At 68.0% G+C, this 13,751-nt stretch carries 13 protein-coding genes; 5 read left to right on the top strand and 8 right to left on the bottom strand.

From position 1 onward, the window contains the following. Positions 1-54: 54 nt before the first annotated feature. Positions 55-2,214: an ATP-dependent DNA helicase RecG gene (gene recG / locus ACT531_RS16575; RefSeq protein ID WP_476018127.1), complete on the bottom strand. Its 2,160-nt coding sequence runs from the start codon at positions 2,212-2,214 to the stop codon at positions 55-57. A gap of 110 nt (positions 2,215-2,324) precedes the next feature. Between recG and ACT531_RS16570 the strand changes: the two genes are divergently transcribed. The 4 genes from ACT531_RS16570 to ACT531_RS16555 all read left to right on the top strand — a co-directional run bounded on the left by ACT531_RS16570 (position 2,325) and on the right by ACT531_RS16555 (position 6,731). Further along, on the top strand, positions 2,325-3,605 hold the full coding sequence (locus ACT531_RS16570; RefSeq protein WP_476018126.1) for an HD-GYP domain-containing protein: 1,281 nt from the start codon (positions 2,325-2,327) through the stop codon (positions 3,603-3,605). 3 nt (positions 3,606-3,608) lie between these two features. Next, positions 3,609-4,574, top strand: a complete 966-nt coding sequence (locus ACT531_RS16565; protein WP_476018125.1) for a 1-phosphofructokinase family hexose kinase — start codon at positions 3,609-3,611, stop codon at positions 4,572-4,574. Positions 4,575-4,665: 91 nt separating this feature from the next. Beyond that, positions 4,666-5,829: a tRNA preQ1(34) S-adenosylmethionine ribosyltransferase-isomerase QueA gene (gene queA / locus ACT531_RS16560; RefSeq protein WP_476018124.1), complete on the top strand. Its 1,164-nt coding sequence runs from the start codon at positions 4,666-4,668 to the stop codon at positions 5,827-5,829. Next, complete coding sequence (locus ACT531_RS16555; protein ID WP_476018123.1) at positions 5,826-6,731, top strand: DMT family transporter; 906 nt, start codon at positions 5,826-5,828, stop codon at positions 6,729-6,731. Before queA ends, ACT531_RS16555 begins: the two co-directional genes overlap by 4 nt. Positions 6,732-6,816: 85 nt before the next feature. Here ACT531_RS16555 and ACT531_RS16550 read toward each other — a convergent pair whose 3' ends face one another. Then, complete coding sequence (locus tag ACT531_RS16550; RefSeq protein ID WP_476018122.1) at positions 6,817-8,418, bottom strand: gamma-glutamyltransferase family protein; 1,602 nt, start codon at positions 8,416-8,418, stop codon at positions 6,817-6,819. 168 nt (positions 8,419-8,586) lie between these two features. Continuing rightward, positions 8,587-9,570: a Bug family tripartite tricarboxylate transporter substrate binding protein gene (locus ACT531_RS16545; protein ID WP_476018121.1), complete on the bottom strand. Its 984-nt coding sequence runs from the start codon at positions 9,568-9,570 to the stop codon at positions 8,587-8,589. A gap of 152 nt (positions 9,571-9,722) precedes the next feature. Between ACT531_RS16545 and ACT531_RS16540 the strand changes: the two genes are divergently transcribed. Continuing rightward, the gene (locus ACT531_RS16540; RefSeq protein WP_476018120.1) at positions 9,723-10,634 is read left to right on the top strand and encodes a LysR family transcriptional regulator; all 912 of its coding nucleotides are present in this window, start codon (positions 9,723-9,725) and stop codon (positions 10,632-10,634) included. Positions 10,635-10,647: 13 nt separating this feature from the next. On the opposite strand, the gene ACT531_RS16535 is transcribed toward ACT531_RS16540, so the two are convergent. The 5 genes from ACT531_RS16535 to trpD form a co-directional block, all read right to left on the bottom strand. Next, on the bottom strand, positions 10,648-10,917 hold the full coding sequence (locus ACT531_RS16535; RefSeq protein ID WP_015016047.1) for a DUF3253 domain-containing protein: 270 nt from the start codon (positions 10,915-10,917) through the stop codon (positions 10,648-10,650). Positions 10,918-10,945: 28 nt separating this feature from the next. Next, positions 10,946-11,662: a uracil-DNA glycosylase gene (locus ACT531_RS16530; protein ID WP_476018119.1), complete on the bottom strand. Its 717-nt coding sequence runs from the start codon at positions 11,660-11,662 to the stop codon at positions 10,946-10,948. Positions 11,663-11,732: 70 nt separating this feature from the next. Further along, positions 11,733-12,536 carry an indole-3-glycerol phosphate synthase TrpC gene (trpC, locus tag ACT531_RS16525; protein ID WP_110961774.1) on the bottom strand — a complete coding sequence of 268 codons (804 nt, stop codon included), beginning with the start codon at positions 12,534-12,536 and terminating at the stop codon, positions 11,733-11,735. Beyond that, complete coding sequence (locus ACT531_RS16520) at positions 12,526-12,678, bottom strand: hypothetical protein (protein ID WP_476018118.1); 153 nt, start codon at positions 12,676-12,678, stop codon at positions 12,526-12,528. Before ACT531_RS16520 ends, trpC begins: the two co-directional genes overlap by 11 nt. A gap of 20 nt (positions 12,679-12,698) precedes the next feature. Further along, positions 12,699-13,736, bottom strand: a complete 1,038-nt coding sequence (trpD, locus tag ACT531_RS16515) for an anthranilate phosphoribosyltransferase (protein WP_056747856.1) — start codon at positions 13,734-13,736, stop codon at positions 12,699-12,701. Between the last annotated feature and the right edge of the window lie 15 nt (positions 13,737-13,751).

Genomic DNA, 13,751 nt, shown 5'->3' with positions numbered 1-13,751 from the left:
GTGCTGTCCGCACCTCTCATCGAAATCCATTGACACACAGTAGTTGCGAGCGCCTCAGGCCTTGAGATAGTCCGATTTTCCACCCAACCACCGCGCAACATGCCGAGCCGCCAATTCGGGGTGGCGATCCAGCATCTGCGGCGCCAGTTCGCGCGCCCATTCGAGCAGATGGGTGTCGGTGGCCAGGTCGGCAAAACGCAGCAGCGCATCGCCCGACTGGCGCGCACCCAGAAACTCGCCGGGGCCGCGGATTTCCAGGTCGCGCCGGGCGATCTCGAAGCCGTCGTTGGTCTCGGCCATGGCGCGCAGGCGCTCCTTGGCCGTTTCGCCCACGCGGCCGCTGTCGTTGGTGGCGTACAGCAGCACGCAGGCCGACGCCGCCGCGCCCCGCCCCACCCGGCCGCGCAGCTGGTGCAGCTGGCTCAGGCCAAAACGCTCGGCGTGCTCGATGACCATGAGCGATGCGTTGGGCACATCCACGCCCACTTCGATCACGGTGGTGCTGACCAGCACGCCCATCTGGCCGCTGGTGAACAGCGCCATCACGGCCTTCTTCTCGGCCGTGGGCATGCGCGAGTGCAGAAGCCCGACCATCACGCCGGGCAGGGCCTCGCTCAGGTCGGCGTGCGTGGCGGTGGCGTTGGAGAGGTCCAGCGCCTCGCTCTCTTCGATCAGCGGGCACACCCAGTACACCTGCCGCCCGGCCTCCACCTGCGCGCCGATGCGCTCGATCACTTCGTCCTTGCGGCTGTCGGCGATCAGTTTGGTGACGATGGGGGTGCGGCCCGGGGGCAGCTCGTCGATCACCGACACATCCAGGTCCGCGTAGTAGCTCATGGCCAAGGTGCGCGGGATGGGCGTGGCGCTCATCATGAGCATGTGCGGCTCCATGCCGTGGGCCGCCAACTTTTGCCGCAAGGCCAGCCGCTGGGCCACGCCAAAGCGGTGTTGCTCATCGATGATGGCCAGCGCCAGGTTCTTGAACTGCACCTGGTCCTGGATCACGGCGTGCGTGCCCACCACCAGCGCCGCCTCGCCGCTGGCCACCAGCGCCAGCATGGCAGTACGGTCCTTCTTCTTTTGCCCGCCCACCAGCCAGGCCACCTTGCGGCCGTGTGCGGCCAGCAGCGGTTCGAGCCAGCCGATCATCTTGGCAAAGTGCTGCTCGGCCAGGATTTCGGTGGGTGCCATCAGCGCGCACTGCCAGCCCGCGTCCATGGCCAGGCAGGCGGCCAGGGCCGACACCACGGTTTTGCCCGAACCCACATCGCCCTGCAGCAGACGGTGCATGGGCACCTGGCGGGCCAGATCGGCCGCAATCTCTTCGCCCACGCGGCGCTGGGCCGCCGTCAGGTCAAACGGCAATACGCCCATCAACTGTTCGTGCAATGGCAAGGCGCCGTCGGTGCTGCGCCGGGGCCGCAGCACCGGCGCGCGCAGCATGTCGCGTTCGCGCCGCGACTGCTGCTGGGACAGCTGCTGGGCCAGCAACTCCTCCGCCTTCAACCGCTGCCAGGCGGGGTGGCTCTGGTCCTCCAGCGTGGACAGCGCCACATCGGGCGTGGGATGGTGCAAAAAAGTGAGCGCCTCGCGCAAGCTGAACCTGCGCTGCAGGCCATTGGGGCCATAAACCCGGGCCATCGGTGGCTCTGTGCCGGGTGGCAGGGTGTCGGACAAATCCACCCGCGTCAGCGCACTGACGACGGCCCGGCGCAGGTAGGGTTGGGGCAGTCCGGCGGTGGTGGGGTAGACGGGCGTAAGAGCGGCAGGCAACTCTCCACCCGCCACGCGGAAGGCCGGGTGCAGCATCTGCCGCCCCCAGAAGCCGCCTTTGACCTCGCCCCGAATGCGCAGGCGCGCGCCCACGGCCAGGGTCTTCTGGTGCGACGGGTAGAAGCTGAAAAAGCGCAGCTCACAGCTGCCGGTGTCATCCTCTACCTGCACCAGCAGCTGGCGGCGGGGGCGCAGTTGCACCTCGCTGGCAGTGACCGTGGCCTCGATCTGTACCGTTTGCCCGTCGCGCGCGTTGGCCAGCGGGGTGATGCGGGTTTCATCCTCATAGCGCAAGGGCAGGTGCAGGGCCAGGTCGATATCGCGGCGCAGGCCCAGTTTTTGCAACGCCTTCTGCGCCACCGAGGCCGCACCCTGGCCACGCGCGGCCGGGACGGCGGAGCGCGCAGTGGGTTTGGCGGGAGCAGGGGCGGCAGCGGGCATGGAGAGCAATTTGCTAGGGAAAACGAGCGGAGATCGCAGCCTGAAAAGGCTACCATGGTTACCATTGCTAACGCCTGATCACGGCGTGTTTTCGAGTCCGGGGCCCCGTCATGCTCAAGCGCATTCAAATCCAACACCTGACCCTGGGCATGTACCTGCACGAGTTTTGCGGCTCGTGGATGGAGCACCCCTTCTGGCGGGCCAAGTTCCTGCTCAAGGACCCCAAGGACCTCGCCCGCATCCAGGCCACCGCCATTCAGGAAATCTGGATAGACACCGACAAGGGCCTGGATGTGGCCGCAGGCACGGCGTCGATGTCGCGCGAAGAGGTGGATGCGCAGATCGAGACCGACTTCAGCCGCCTGGAGGACCTGCCCCCCATCAAGGTGACGCTGCCTTCACCCCCTCCTCCCCCCAAGCGGGACCGCCAACCGGCGGACATGCACAGCGAGCTGAGGATGGCCGCCGCCATCTGCGTCAAGTCCAAGGAAGCGGTGGTCTCGATGTTCAACGAGGCCCGCATGGGCCGCGCAGTGGACTCGGCCAGTGCACAGAGCCTGGTGGAAGAAATCTCCGACTCCGTCACCCGCAACCCCGGCGCACTCATCAGCCTGGCGCGGCTGAAGACGGCCGACGACTACACCTACATGCATTCGGTGGCGGTGTGCGCACTCATGGTGGCCCTGGCCAAGCAGCTCAAGCTCAAGGACGACCAGCAGCGGCTCGCTGGCATGGCGGGCCTGCTGCATGACCTGGGCAAGGCAGCCATCCCGCTGGCAGTGCTCAACAAGCCCGGCAAGCTCACTGACCAGGAGTTCACCGTGGTGCGCAGCCATCCGGTGGAGGGGTACCACATGCTCAAGGAGGGCGGCAACGTGCCCGACGCCGTGCTGGACGCCTGCCTGCACCACCATGAAAAGGTGGACGGCTCGGGCTACCCTGACAAGCTGCAGGGCGAAGGCATCAGCGTGATCGCCCGCATGACGGCCATCTGCGACGTGTACGACGCCATCACCTCCGACCGGCCCTACAAGCGCGGCTGGGACCCGGCCGAATCGCTGCGCCGCATGGCCGAGTGGACCAAGGACCACTTCGACGCGCGCATCTTCCAGGCGTTTGTCAAAAGCATCGGCATCTACCCCGTGGGCTCGCTGGTGCGGCTGACCTCGGGCCGCATCGGGATCGTGACGGAACAATCGCCCACCGCGCTCACCACTCCCATCGTCAAGGTGTTCTTCTCCACCAAGTCCGACCTGCGCATTCCGCCCGAGGTGGTGAACCTGGCTGCCCCGGACTGCAACGAGAAGATCGTGGCACGCGAAGACCCCGAGAGGTGGCGCTTTCCCGACCTGGACGAGCTGTGGTCCGGGTTCTCCGACAAGGTCTGGTAGCCCATGCCCGCACTGATCACCCTGACGCTCAACCCCGCCCTCGACCTGGCGACCACCACCGACCACGTGGCCCCCACGCACAAGCTGCGCTGCGGCCCGGTGCGGCGGTTTGCGGGCGGTGGCGGCATCAACGTGGCGCGGGTGCTGCACCGCCTGGGCGCGGATGTGTGCGCCTGGGCCCTGGCGGGCGGCGCGGCGGGCGCCCAAGTGCAACAACTGCTGGCCGACGAGGGCGTGCCCACGCAGCTGCAGCGCATTGCGGGCGACACGCGCGAGAACTTTTCAGTGGTCGAGACTACCACGGGCCAGGAGTTTCGGTTTGTGCTACCCGGCCCCACGCTGCAGGCCAGCGAGTGGCAGGCTTGCCTGGATGCGCTGGCAACCCACGCCCCACCACCCCGCTGGCTCATTGCCAGCGGCAGCCTGCCGCCCGGCACGCCCGACGACTTCTATGCCCAGCTGGTACGCGCTGTATCCGCTGTATCCGACCAGGGCGTGCGGGTGGCCGTTGACACCTCAGGCCCGCCGCTGGCGGCGGCATTGAAAGCCGGGGTGGCGCTGGTCAAACCCAGCCTGCGCGAGCTGCGCGACCTGCTGCAACAGCCGCTGGAGCACGCCGCCGACTGGTGCACGGCTGCCCAGTCGCTGGTGCACAGCGGCGCGGCCGACACCGTGGCCCTGTCGGTGGGCGAACAAGGCGCGGTGCTGGCCACGCGGGAGGGCGTATGGCAAGCCCCCGCCCTCAACGTGCCCGCCACCACCGGCACCACGGGCGCGGGCGACTGCTTTCTGGCCGCGCTGGTCTGGGCGCTGGACCGGGGCGATGCGCCCGCCGAGGCGCTGCGCTGGGGCGTGGCCGCAGGCGCTGCCGCCTTGCTGCACCCGGGCACCACCCTGGCCAAGGCCGATGACGTGCAACGGCTGGTGCACAGCGTACCGGCACCGGTGGCATTCACCACCTCGCCCTAGCACCGCGCCTGCAGGGGCTGCAGCCCCGTGGGACAATCGCGCCTTCCGCAATTTTTTACCTTGGCACGGGCCCGTTCGGCCCTCAAGCACGATGACTGATCTCTCCAGCGGCGCAGCCAGTGCGCCCCTCGCCTCCGGCGGCCCTTCCACGCCCCGCGTGTTCACCCTCAGCGACTTCGACTTCTCGCTGCCCCCCGAACTCATTGCCCAGCACCCCGCGCCCGAGCGCAGCGCCTCGCGCCTGCTCGACGGCCGCGCCATGCAGCCGGTGGACCGCATCTTTCGTGAGCTGCCCGGCCTGCTGCGCGAGGGCGACCTGCTCGTATTCAACGACACGCGCGTGGTCAAGGCGCGCATCTTTGGCGAGAAGGCCAGCGGCGGCAAGCTGGAGCTGCTGATCGAACGCGTGTTGCCCGCCGAGGCTGGCAACCCGGGTAACGAAGTCGTGGCCCACATGAAGGTCAGCAAGAAGCCCCTGCCCGGCAGCGTGGTGCACATGGCCGGTGGCCGCAAGGCGGGCGGCTTTGACGCGCAGTTGCTGGGCCGCTGGCCCACCGAGGACGGCCCGCTGTTCCGCTTTGCGCTGCACGGCCCCGCAGGCGAATCGCCCTGGGAGCTGATGGACCGCCACGGCCACCTGCCGCTGCCGCCCTACATCGAGCGCCAGCAAAACACCGACCACGACCCCGACGAGGCCGAGGACAGCCAGCGCTACCAGACCGTGTTTGCCCGCAACCCCGGCGCCGTGGCCGCGCCCACGGCCGCGCTGCATTTTGACGAAGGCGTGCTGGCCGACCTGGCGGCGCGCGGCATCGAACGCGCCAGCGTCACGTTGCACGTGGGCGCAGGCACCTTCCAGCCCTGCAAGACCGAGAACCTGGCCGAGCACCAGATGCACAGCGAGTGGTACGAGATTCCGCTGGCCACGCTGGCCGCGCTGGAGCGCTGCCGCCAGCGCGGCGGCCGCGTGGTGGCGGTGGGCACCACCACCGTGCGCACACTCGAATCCTGGGCGAAGACGGGCCAGGCCTCGGGCGACACCAACATCTTCATCACACCGGGCTTTGCATTCCAGGTGGTGGATGTGCTGATCACCAACTTCCACCTGCCCAAGAGCACGCTGATGATGCTGGTGAGCGCGTTTGCGGGCTACGCCCACATCATGGGCCTGTACCGGCACGCCATTGCGCAGCAGTACCGCTTCTTCAGTTATGGCGACGCCATGCTGCTGGAGCGTGCGCGCGGCACGCCGTGAGTCCCCCCGGCCCTGCGTCGTCGACCAGCCCTGCAGCCCGCCGGCGTGCGGCGCTGGCAGGCATCACGCTGGCCGTGGTGGCCTGCGCTTTCTTTGCCTTGCTGGACACCGCGAGCAAGCTGGTCAGCGTGGGCGTGCCCATCGTCATGGCGCTGTGGATGCGCTACGTGTTCCAGTCGCTGCTGACCACGGCCTTTGTGCTGCAGCGCGCGGGGCGCTCGGCGCTGCGCACCACACAGCCCCGCTTCCAGGCCCTGCGGGGCGCGCTGTTCGCCATGACCAGCCTGTTCGGCTTCATCAGCCTCACGGCCCTGCCGCTGGCAGAGTTCACGGCCATCGTGGCGACGGTGCCGCTGTGTGTCACGGTGGTGGCTGCCCTGTGGCTGCACCAGCCTGTGAGCCCTTTGCGCTGGTTGCTGGTGGTAGCCGGGCTGGCGGGCACGCTGGCCATCATACGGCCCGGGGGCGAGGCCTTCACCTGGGCACTGCTGTGGCCGCTGTGCATGCTGGCTGCGGGCACGGGCTACCAGGTACTCAGCAGCAAGATGGCGGGCCAGGAGAGCCCCGCCACCACGCAGCTCTACACCAGCTGGATCGCCACCGCGCTGGTGTCGCTGGGCGTGCCGTTCTTCTGGCAGCCGGTGAGCGACCCGTGGATGTGGGCGGGCATGTTCACTATGGGCCTGTCGAGCGCGGTGGGCCACATGCTGTTGCTCAACGCCTATGCGCGCACCACGCCGGTGACGATTGCACCGTTTCTGTATTCGCAGATCGGGTTTGCCATGCTGGCAGGCTGGCTGGTGTACCGCCATGTGCCGGATGCGTGGTCGATGGCGGGCATCGCGGCCATCGTGCTCAGCGGCGCAGCCAGCGCGTGGCTGACCGTGCGCGAGACACGTTAAGCGCCAAAACAGCCGATAGCGCTAGTGCAATATGCCTGAGCAGCTACACATTCAATAGCGCCAAACCTGCTACCTACGGCATGGATCAGAACGCCACCGCGTGCCCGTCCTTGCGCGGGTCCGAACCGGCGATGTAGCTGTTGCCGTTCTTCAGCACCAGCTGGGCGCCGCCAAAGGCGAACACGCCGTTGCCCTCTTCCACCGTCACCTCGTGCCCGCGTGCGCGCAGCGCGGCGACCACGGCGGGGTCAAAGCCTGGCTCCACGGCCACGCCCTTGCCACCCGTCACGCGCCAGCGGGGCGCATCGGCCGCCGCCTGCGGGTTCTGGCCGTAGCGCAGCACGCGCAGCGCCATCTGGGTGTGGCCCTGGCTTTGCATGGGGCCGCCCATCACGCCAAACGCCATCTGCGGCGTGCCGTCGGCATGCATGGCAAAGGCCGGGATGATGGTGTGCGAGGGGCGCTTGCGCGGCGCCACCTGGTTGGCGTGGCCCGGAGTCAGGTTGAAGCCGTGGCCCCGGTTCTGCAGGCTGATGCCCGTACCCGGCACCACCACGCCCGAGCCAAAGCCCATGTAGTTGGACTGGATGAACGAAACCATCATGCCGGACGCGTCGGCCGCCGCCAGGTACACCGTGCCGCCGGGGCGTGGCGCGCCGTAGACAGGGTCGCCAGCACGCGTGGTGTCGATCAACGCGGCGCGGCTGCGCAGGTAGTCGGGGTGCAGCAGCGCATCGGGCTTGACGTGCATGGCGTCAATGTCGGCGTTGTACTGGTGCAGGTCGGCAAAAGCAAGCTTCATGGCCTCGATGCTGGCGTGGACGGTTTCCACATCGTCCAGCGGGTGCTTGCCAATGCCATGCGCGTCGAGCATGCCCAGCGCCATCAATGCGGCAATGCCTTGGCCGTTGGGCGGGATCTCGTGGATGACCGAGTCACCAAACCGCTGCTGGATGGTGCCCACCCAGTCGGCCTGGTGCGCGGCCAGGTCGGCCATGGTCATGGCGCCGCCGTTGGCTTGCGCGTGGGCGGCGATGCGTTCGGCAATCACACCCCGGTAGAAGGCCTCGCCCTCGGTTTCGGCAATCAGCTCCAGCGTGCGCGCATGGGCTTCACTGCGGAAGATTTCACCCGCCTTTGGCACCCGACCATTCGGCATGAAGCATTCGGCAAACCCGGGCTGTGCGCCCAGCTTGGCCGCGCCCAGCGCCCACAGGCGGGCGATGGTGGGCGACACCGGAAAGCCGTTGCGCGCGTAGTCGATGGCGGGCTGCGCCAGCTGCGCAAACGGCAGCTTGCCCAGGCGCTTGGACAGCGCCACCCAGGCCGACACCGCGCCCGGCACGGTGACGGCGTTCCAGCCGGTTTCGGGGATTCCGCCCAGCTTCTCGAAGTATTCAGGCGTCCACGCCGCAGGCGAGCGGCCCGAGGCGTTCAGGCCGTGCAGCTCCTTGCCATCCCACACGATGGCAAACCCGTCGCTGCCCAGCCCGCAGCCCGTGGGCTCCACCACCGTGAGCGCCATGGCAGCGGCAATGGCGGCGTCCACCGCGTTGCCACCCGCCAGCAGCATGCGCAGGCCCGCCTGTGCGGCCAGCGGCTGCGAGGTGGAGACCACATTGCGGCCCATGACCGCACTGCGGTGTGAAGAATAAGGAAGGGACCAGTCGAGGGATGGGGTGTTCATAGCGTTCTGACTCTGTTGCCCCGCACAGGGCGGGCTGCATGAAACCGGCGCGGCGCAAAGCGAGGGACGCCGAGGAAGGGCCGCCCCGCACCGAGGGCGTCGTCCCCCTTCCCGAATGGCAACGCCATTCGAGAGAAGGGGGAAGCGGCAAAGCCGCTCAGGGGGATGTCACTCCAGGGCTATTTTGTGCTGGCGAATCACCGTCGCCCAGCGGTTGCTGTCGGCCTGCACCATGCTGGCGAACTGCGCGGGCGTGCGCGGCGCAGCGGGCTCCACGCCCAGCTTGGCCAGGCTCTCGGCCACTTCGGGCGCCTGCACGGCTTTGGCAAAGGCCTTGTGCACCTTCTCCACCAGCGCGGGGGATGCCCCGGCAGGCAGGTACACGCCAAACCAGGTCACCGACGAATAGCCGGGCAGGCCGGACTCGGCCAGCGTGGGCAGCTCGGGCGCCAGCGTGCTGCGCTTTTCGCTGGTCACCGCGATGGCACGCAGGCGTCCGGCCTTGGCGTGGGGCATGCCGGTGGGCAGGGAGTCAAACAGCACATGCGTCTGCCCGGCGATCAGGTCCGGGATGGCCAGCGCCGTGCCCTTATAGGGGATGTGCGTCATCTCCACACCCGCCTGGGCGCTGAAGGCGGCCGTGTTCAGGTGCACGATGGTGCCGTTGCCGCTGGTGGCGTAGTTGAGCTTGCCGGGGTGGGCCTTGGCATAGGCAATCAGCTCGCCCACGGTCTTGACGGGCAGCGAGTTGGTGACCAGCAGCACGCTGGGCGCGTCGGCCACATGGGCCACCGGCGTGAAGTCCTTGCGCGGGTCATAAGCCAGCTTGGGCATCAGGTGCGGCGAGATGGCGTGCGTGCTGCTGGTGGTCAGCAGCAGGGTGTAGCCGTCGGGCGCGGCCTTGGCCGCCTCGGCCGTGCCCAGGGTGCCGCCCGCGCCGGGCTTGTTGTCCACCACCAGTTGCTGGCCCAGGTCGGCCGCCACGCGCTGGGTGACCACGCGGGCCACCAGGTCGGTCGCGCCGCTGGCCGGGAAGGGCACGATCACCCGCACGGGGCGGTCCGGCCAATTGGCTTGCGCCTGAGCGGCAGACGCCAGCACCAAAAGGCTAGCCAGGCCCCAGACACCACGGCCCCAGGAAAGTAGACGCATACAGAGCACTCCCGCAAAGAAATCGGACACAACAAAGGATGGAACCATCTTAGGAAGCTGCGCCTTGCTTGACCACCAGCATTTCAGCAAGCTGCTTTGCCGCCACGGCAAACCGACGCATACTGCCAGCCTCGCTCCCGACTCCGTCACCCATGCGCCCCCACCTGCTGCAAGACACCACCCTGCGCTACTTTCTGGCCGTGGCGCAGAGCGGCTCGCTCACCGAGGCCTCGGCCCGGCTGCATGTGGCCGCCTCGGCGCTGAGTCGCCAGATCGCGGGGCTGGAGGCGCAACTGGGCACGCCCCTGTTCGAGCGCCACCCGCGCGGCATGGTGCTGACAGCGGCGGGCGAGATCCTGGCCGTGCACGCGCGCCGCACCCTGCTGGACGCCGAGCGTGCGCTGGGCGAGATCGGTGCGCTGCAGGGCCTGCGTGCCGGGCAGGTGCGCCTGGCCACGTCCGACGCATTTGCCAACGAGCTGGTGCCACGCCTGTGCGTGGAGTTCCAGCGCACCTATGCCGGGGTGCAGTTCAGCGTGATCGCCCTGCCCACCGCCCAGGTGCCCGACGCCGTGCGCAGCGGCGCGGCCGACATCGGCCTGTGCTTCAGCCGCGCGCCGCACAGGGACATCGACGTGGCCTACCGCCAGAGCGCCCCCGTGCTGGCCCTGCTGCCGCCCGGCCACCCGCTGGCCAGCGCAGGCAGCGTGACCCTAGCGCAGATGGCCGCCTACCCGCTGGCTCTGCCCCCGGCCGAAACCACGGTGCGCCAGATGATCGACATCGTCTGCAGCCGCCACGGCCTGCAGCTCGAAGCCGTGCTCATCAGCAACCACGCCAAGACGGTGGTCAACTTTGTGCAGCTGGGCGGCGGACTGTCCGTGGCCAGCGAGATCGCCGTGCGCCACCTGGTGGCCGAAGGCGCCATCGTGGCCCTGCCCATCAGCGACCCCGGCATGGACCTGCGCGACATCGAGATCCAGACCCTGGCCGGGCGCAGCCTGCCGGTGGCGGCGCAGGCGTTTCTGGAGCTACTCAAGGAGCGGCTACCGCAGCCATGGTAGCCCTGGTCGTGGGTTATTCGCTATGCGGGTCATCACCCGGGAGTCCCAGGCGAATCGGGCCGCCGGGCGCCGTGGCATCCACCAGCACACCGCCGCGCGTGACGCGCAAGCGGTGCTGCTGTGCCAAAGCCTGCGCCACCTGCCTGACGTGGGGCATGTGCTGACGCCAGGCGCCACCCTCGGAAGCTAAAGCTCGGGCGACCTCTGACGGGCAGATCGTCGTGTGCGGCTTGCGCTGTGCGAGCAAGGCGAAGATCTGCGCTTCCACGTCTACGTCGGTCATGGCGCACTCGTGGTGTTGCGAACCCTGCTCAATACCCGTACTGCGCGCGAAAATCCCGCGCCTTGCCAAAGTGCCCGTTGCCAATGAAAGGCACCGGCGGGCGCAGTGCCGACAGCGGCGAGGGGTGGTTGGAGGTGAGCACCAGGTGCCCCCGGTCGGCGGGAATCCACGCGCGCTTGGACTGGGCGTGCGAGCCCCAGAGCATGAACACCACCGGGCGCGGCCCCTCGGCCACGTGGCGGATGACGGTGTCGGTCAGCTCCTCCCAGCCTTTGCCTGCATGGCTGGCGGCCTGGCCCTCTTCGACCGTCAGGCAGGTGTTGAGCAGCAGCACGCCATTTTTGGCCCACTTGACCAGACTGCCGCCCGGGTTCGGGAACGGGGGGAAGGCCACCCCCAGGTCGCGCTGCATCTCCTTGAAGATGTTCTGCAGCGAGGGCGGCAGGCGCACGCCCGGCGCGACGGAAAACGCCAGCCCCTCGGCCTGGCCCCGGCCGTGGTACGGGTCCTGCCCGAGGATGACCACGCGCACCTCCTCGGGCGGCGTCAGCTCCAGCGCACGCAGCGGCTGGTGCGGAAAAATCGCCGCCCCAGCCTGCAGCCGCGCCTGCAAAAACGCGAGCAGTGCCTGCCCACGCGCGCCGGCAAAAAACGCGTCCACCAAGGGCTGCCAGCCCGGGGCTACCGGCCAGTCAGCGGGCTGGGCCGTCTGGAGTTGCGTAGCGGGCATTTCAGAGGGATTCATGGCGAAATGGGCTGGAAGCGCAGGTGATATATGCGCTAGCAGCTATTAAAAAGATAGTAAATGTTCACTGTCAAGCAAACAGCTTGGCCAGCGCCAGGCCGGGGTCGTCGGCGCGCATGAAGGCCTCGCCCACCAGGAAGGCGTGCACGCCCGCGTCGCGCATGGTCTTCACGTCGGCAGGCTTCAGGATGCCCGACTCGGTGACCAGCAGGCGGTCCGCAGGCACATCCTTGAGCATGCCCAAGGTCGTGTCCAGCGTGACCTCGAACGTGCGCAGGTTGCGGTTGTTGATGCCGACCAGCGGGGTCTTGAGCTTCAGCGCGCGCTCCAGCTCGGCGCGGTCGTGCACCTCTACCAGCACGGCCATGTCCAGGCTGCGGGCGATGGCTTCAAAGTCGGCCATCTGGGCATCGTCCAGGCAGGCCGCGATCAGCAGGATGGCATCAGCGCCCATCGCGCGCGATTCGTAGATCTGGTACGCGTCCACCATGAAGTCCTTGCGCAGCACGGGCAGCGTGGTGCTGGCGCGGGCTTGCTTCAGGTAGTCGGGCTGGCCCTGGAAGAACTGGCGGTCGGTCAGCACCGACAGGCAAGCCGCGCTGACCTTGCCATCGCCTTCCATGTAGCTCTGGGCGATGTCGGCCGGCTCGAAATTGGCGCGCAGCACGCCCTTGCTGGGGCTGGCCTTCTTCACTTCGGCAATCACGGCCGCCTGGCCCTTGGCGATCTTGGCGCGCAGCGCGCCTTCAAAGTCGCGCGTGAGCACGCGGCTCTCGGCATCGGCGCGCATGGCGTCAAAGGGCAGGCGCTTTTTGGCGGCGGCCACTTCTTCGTGCTTGACGGCCACGATCTTGTTGAGGATGTCACTGCTCATGGTGGGCTGCCTTGTCGGTTTCAGTGGGCTCGGCGGAGCCCTGTTTCAGAATGCGGGTGAACACACGGTGCATCACAACCCCGGCCACGATGAACAGGGCAGAGACGCCCAGTGCGATCCAGATGCCCGGGTCGTGCCACATGGCTGGGTCAGGCCGCCGTATCAGACCGCTGTGGCCAGCGCATGCGTGCGGGTGACCACCTGCTCCAGCTTGGCCAGCGCGGCGCCGGAGGCAATCGCAGCGCGTGCCTTGGCAATGCCAGTCTGGATGGACTCGGCCACGTTGGCGGCGTACAGGGCCACGCCTGCATTAAGGCAGACGATGTCCTGCGCGGCACCGGGCTCGCCCTTGAGCACCCCGATCAGCATCTCACGCGACTGTTCGGGCGTTTCGACCTTGAGCGCGCGGTTGCTCGCCATCGGCAGGCCAAAGTCCTCGGGGTGGATTTCGTACTCGGTGATCTGGCCGTTTTTCAGTTCGCCCACCAGTGTGGCGGCGCCCAGGCTCACTTCGTCCATGCCGTCACGGCCGTAGACCACCAGCGCATGCTCGGCGCCCAGGCGCTGCAGCGCGCGCACCTGGATACCCACGAGGTCGGGGTGGAACACGCCCATCAGGATGTTGGGCGCGCCTGCGGGGTTGGTGAGCGGGCCCAGGATGTTGAAGATGGTGCGCACGCCCAGCTCCTTGCGCACCGGGGCCACGTTCTTCATGGCGGGGTGGTGGTTGGGCGCGAACATGAAGCCGATGCCGACTTCAGCGATGCACTGGGCGATCTGCTCGGGTTTCAGGTTGATGTGGATGCCCAGGGCTTCCATCACGTCGGCGCTGCCGCTTTTGCTCGACACGCCGCGCCCGCCATGTTTGCTGACCTTGGCGCCTGCGGCGGCGGCCACGAACATCGAGCAGGTGGAGATGTTGAAGGTGTTGGCACCGTCGCCGCCCGTGCCCACGATGTCAACCATGTGGGTCGCGTCCTTGACGTGGACCTTGGTGGAGAACTCGCGCATCACCTGCGCGGCGGCGGTGATCTCGCCAATGGTTTCCTTCTTCACGCGCAGGCCGGTGATGATGGACGCGGTCATGACCGGCGAGAGTTCGCCGTTCATGATGAGCCGCATCAGGTGCAGCATCTCGTCGTGGAAGATTTCGCGGTGCTCGATGGTGCGCTGCAGCGCTTCCTGGGGGGTAATGGGCATGGAATGTCTCCTGGA

It is taken from the genome of Acidovorax sp. DMC1 (assembly GCF_056314325.1).
The sequence above is the reverse complement of the archived record's forward strand: the minus strand, read 5'-3'. Positions and strand labels throughout refer to the sequence as shown.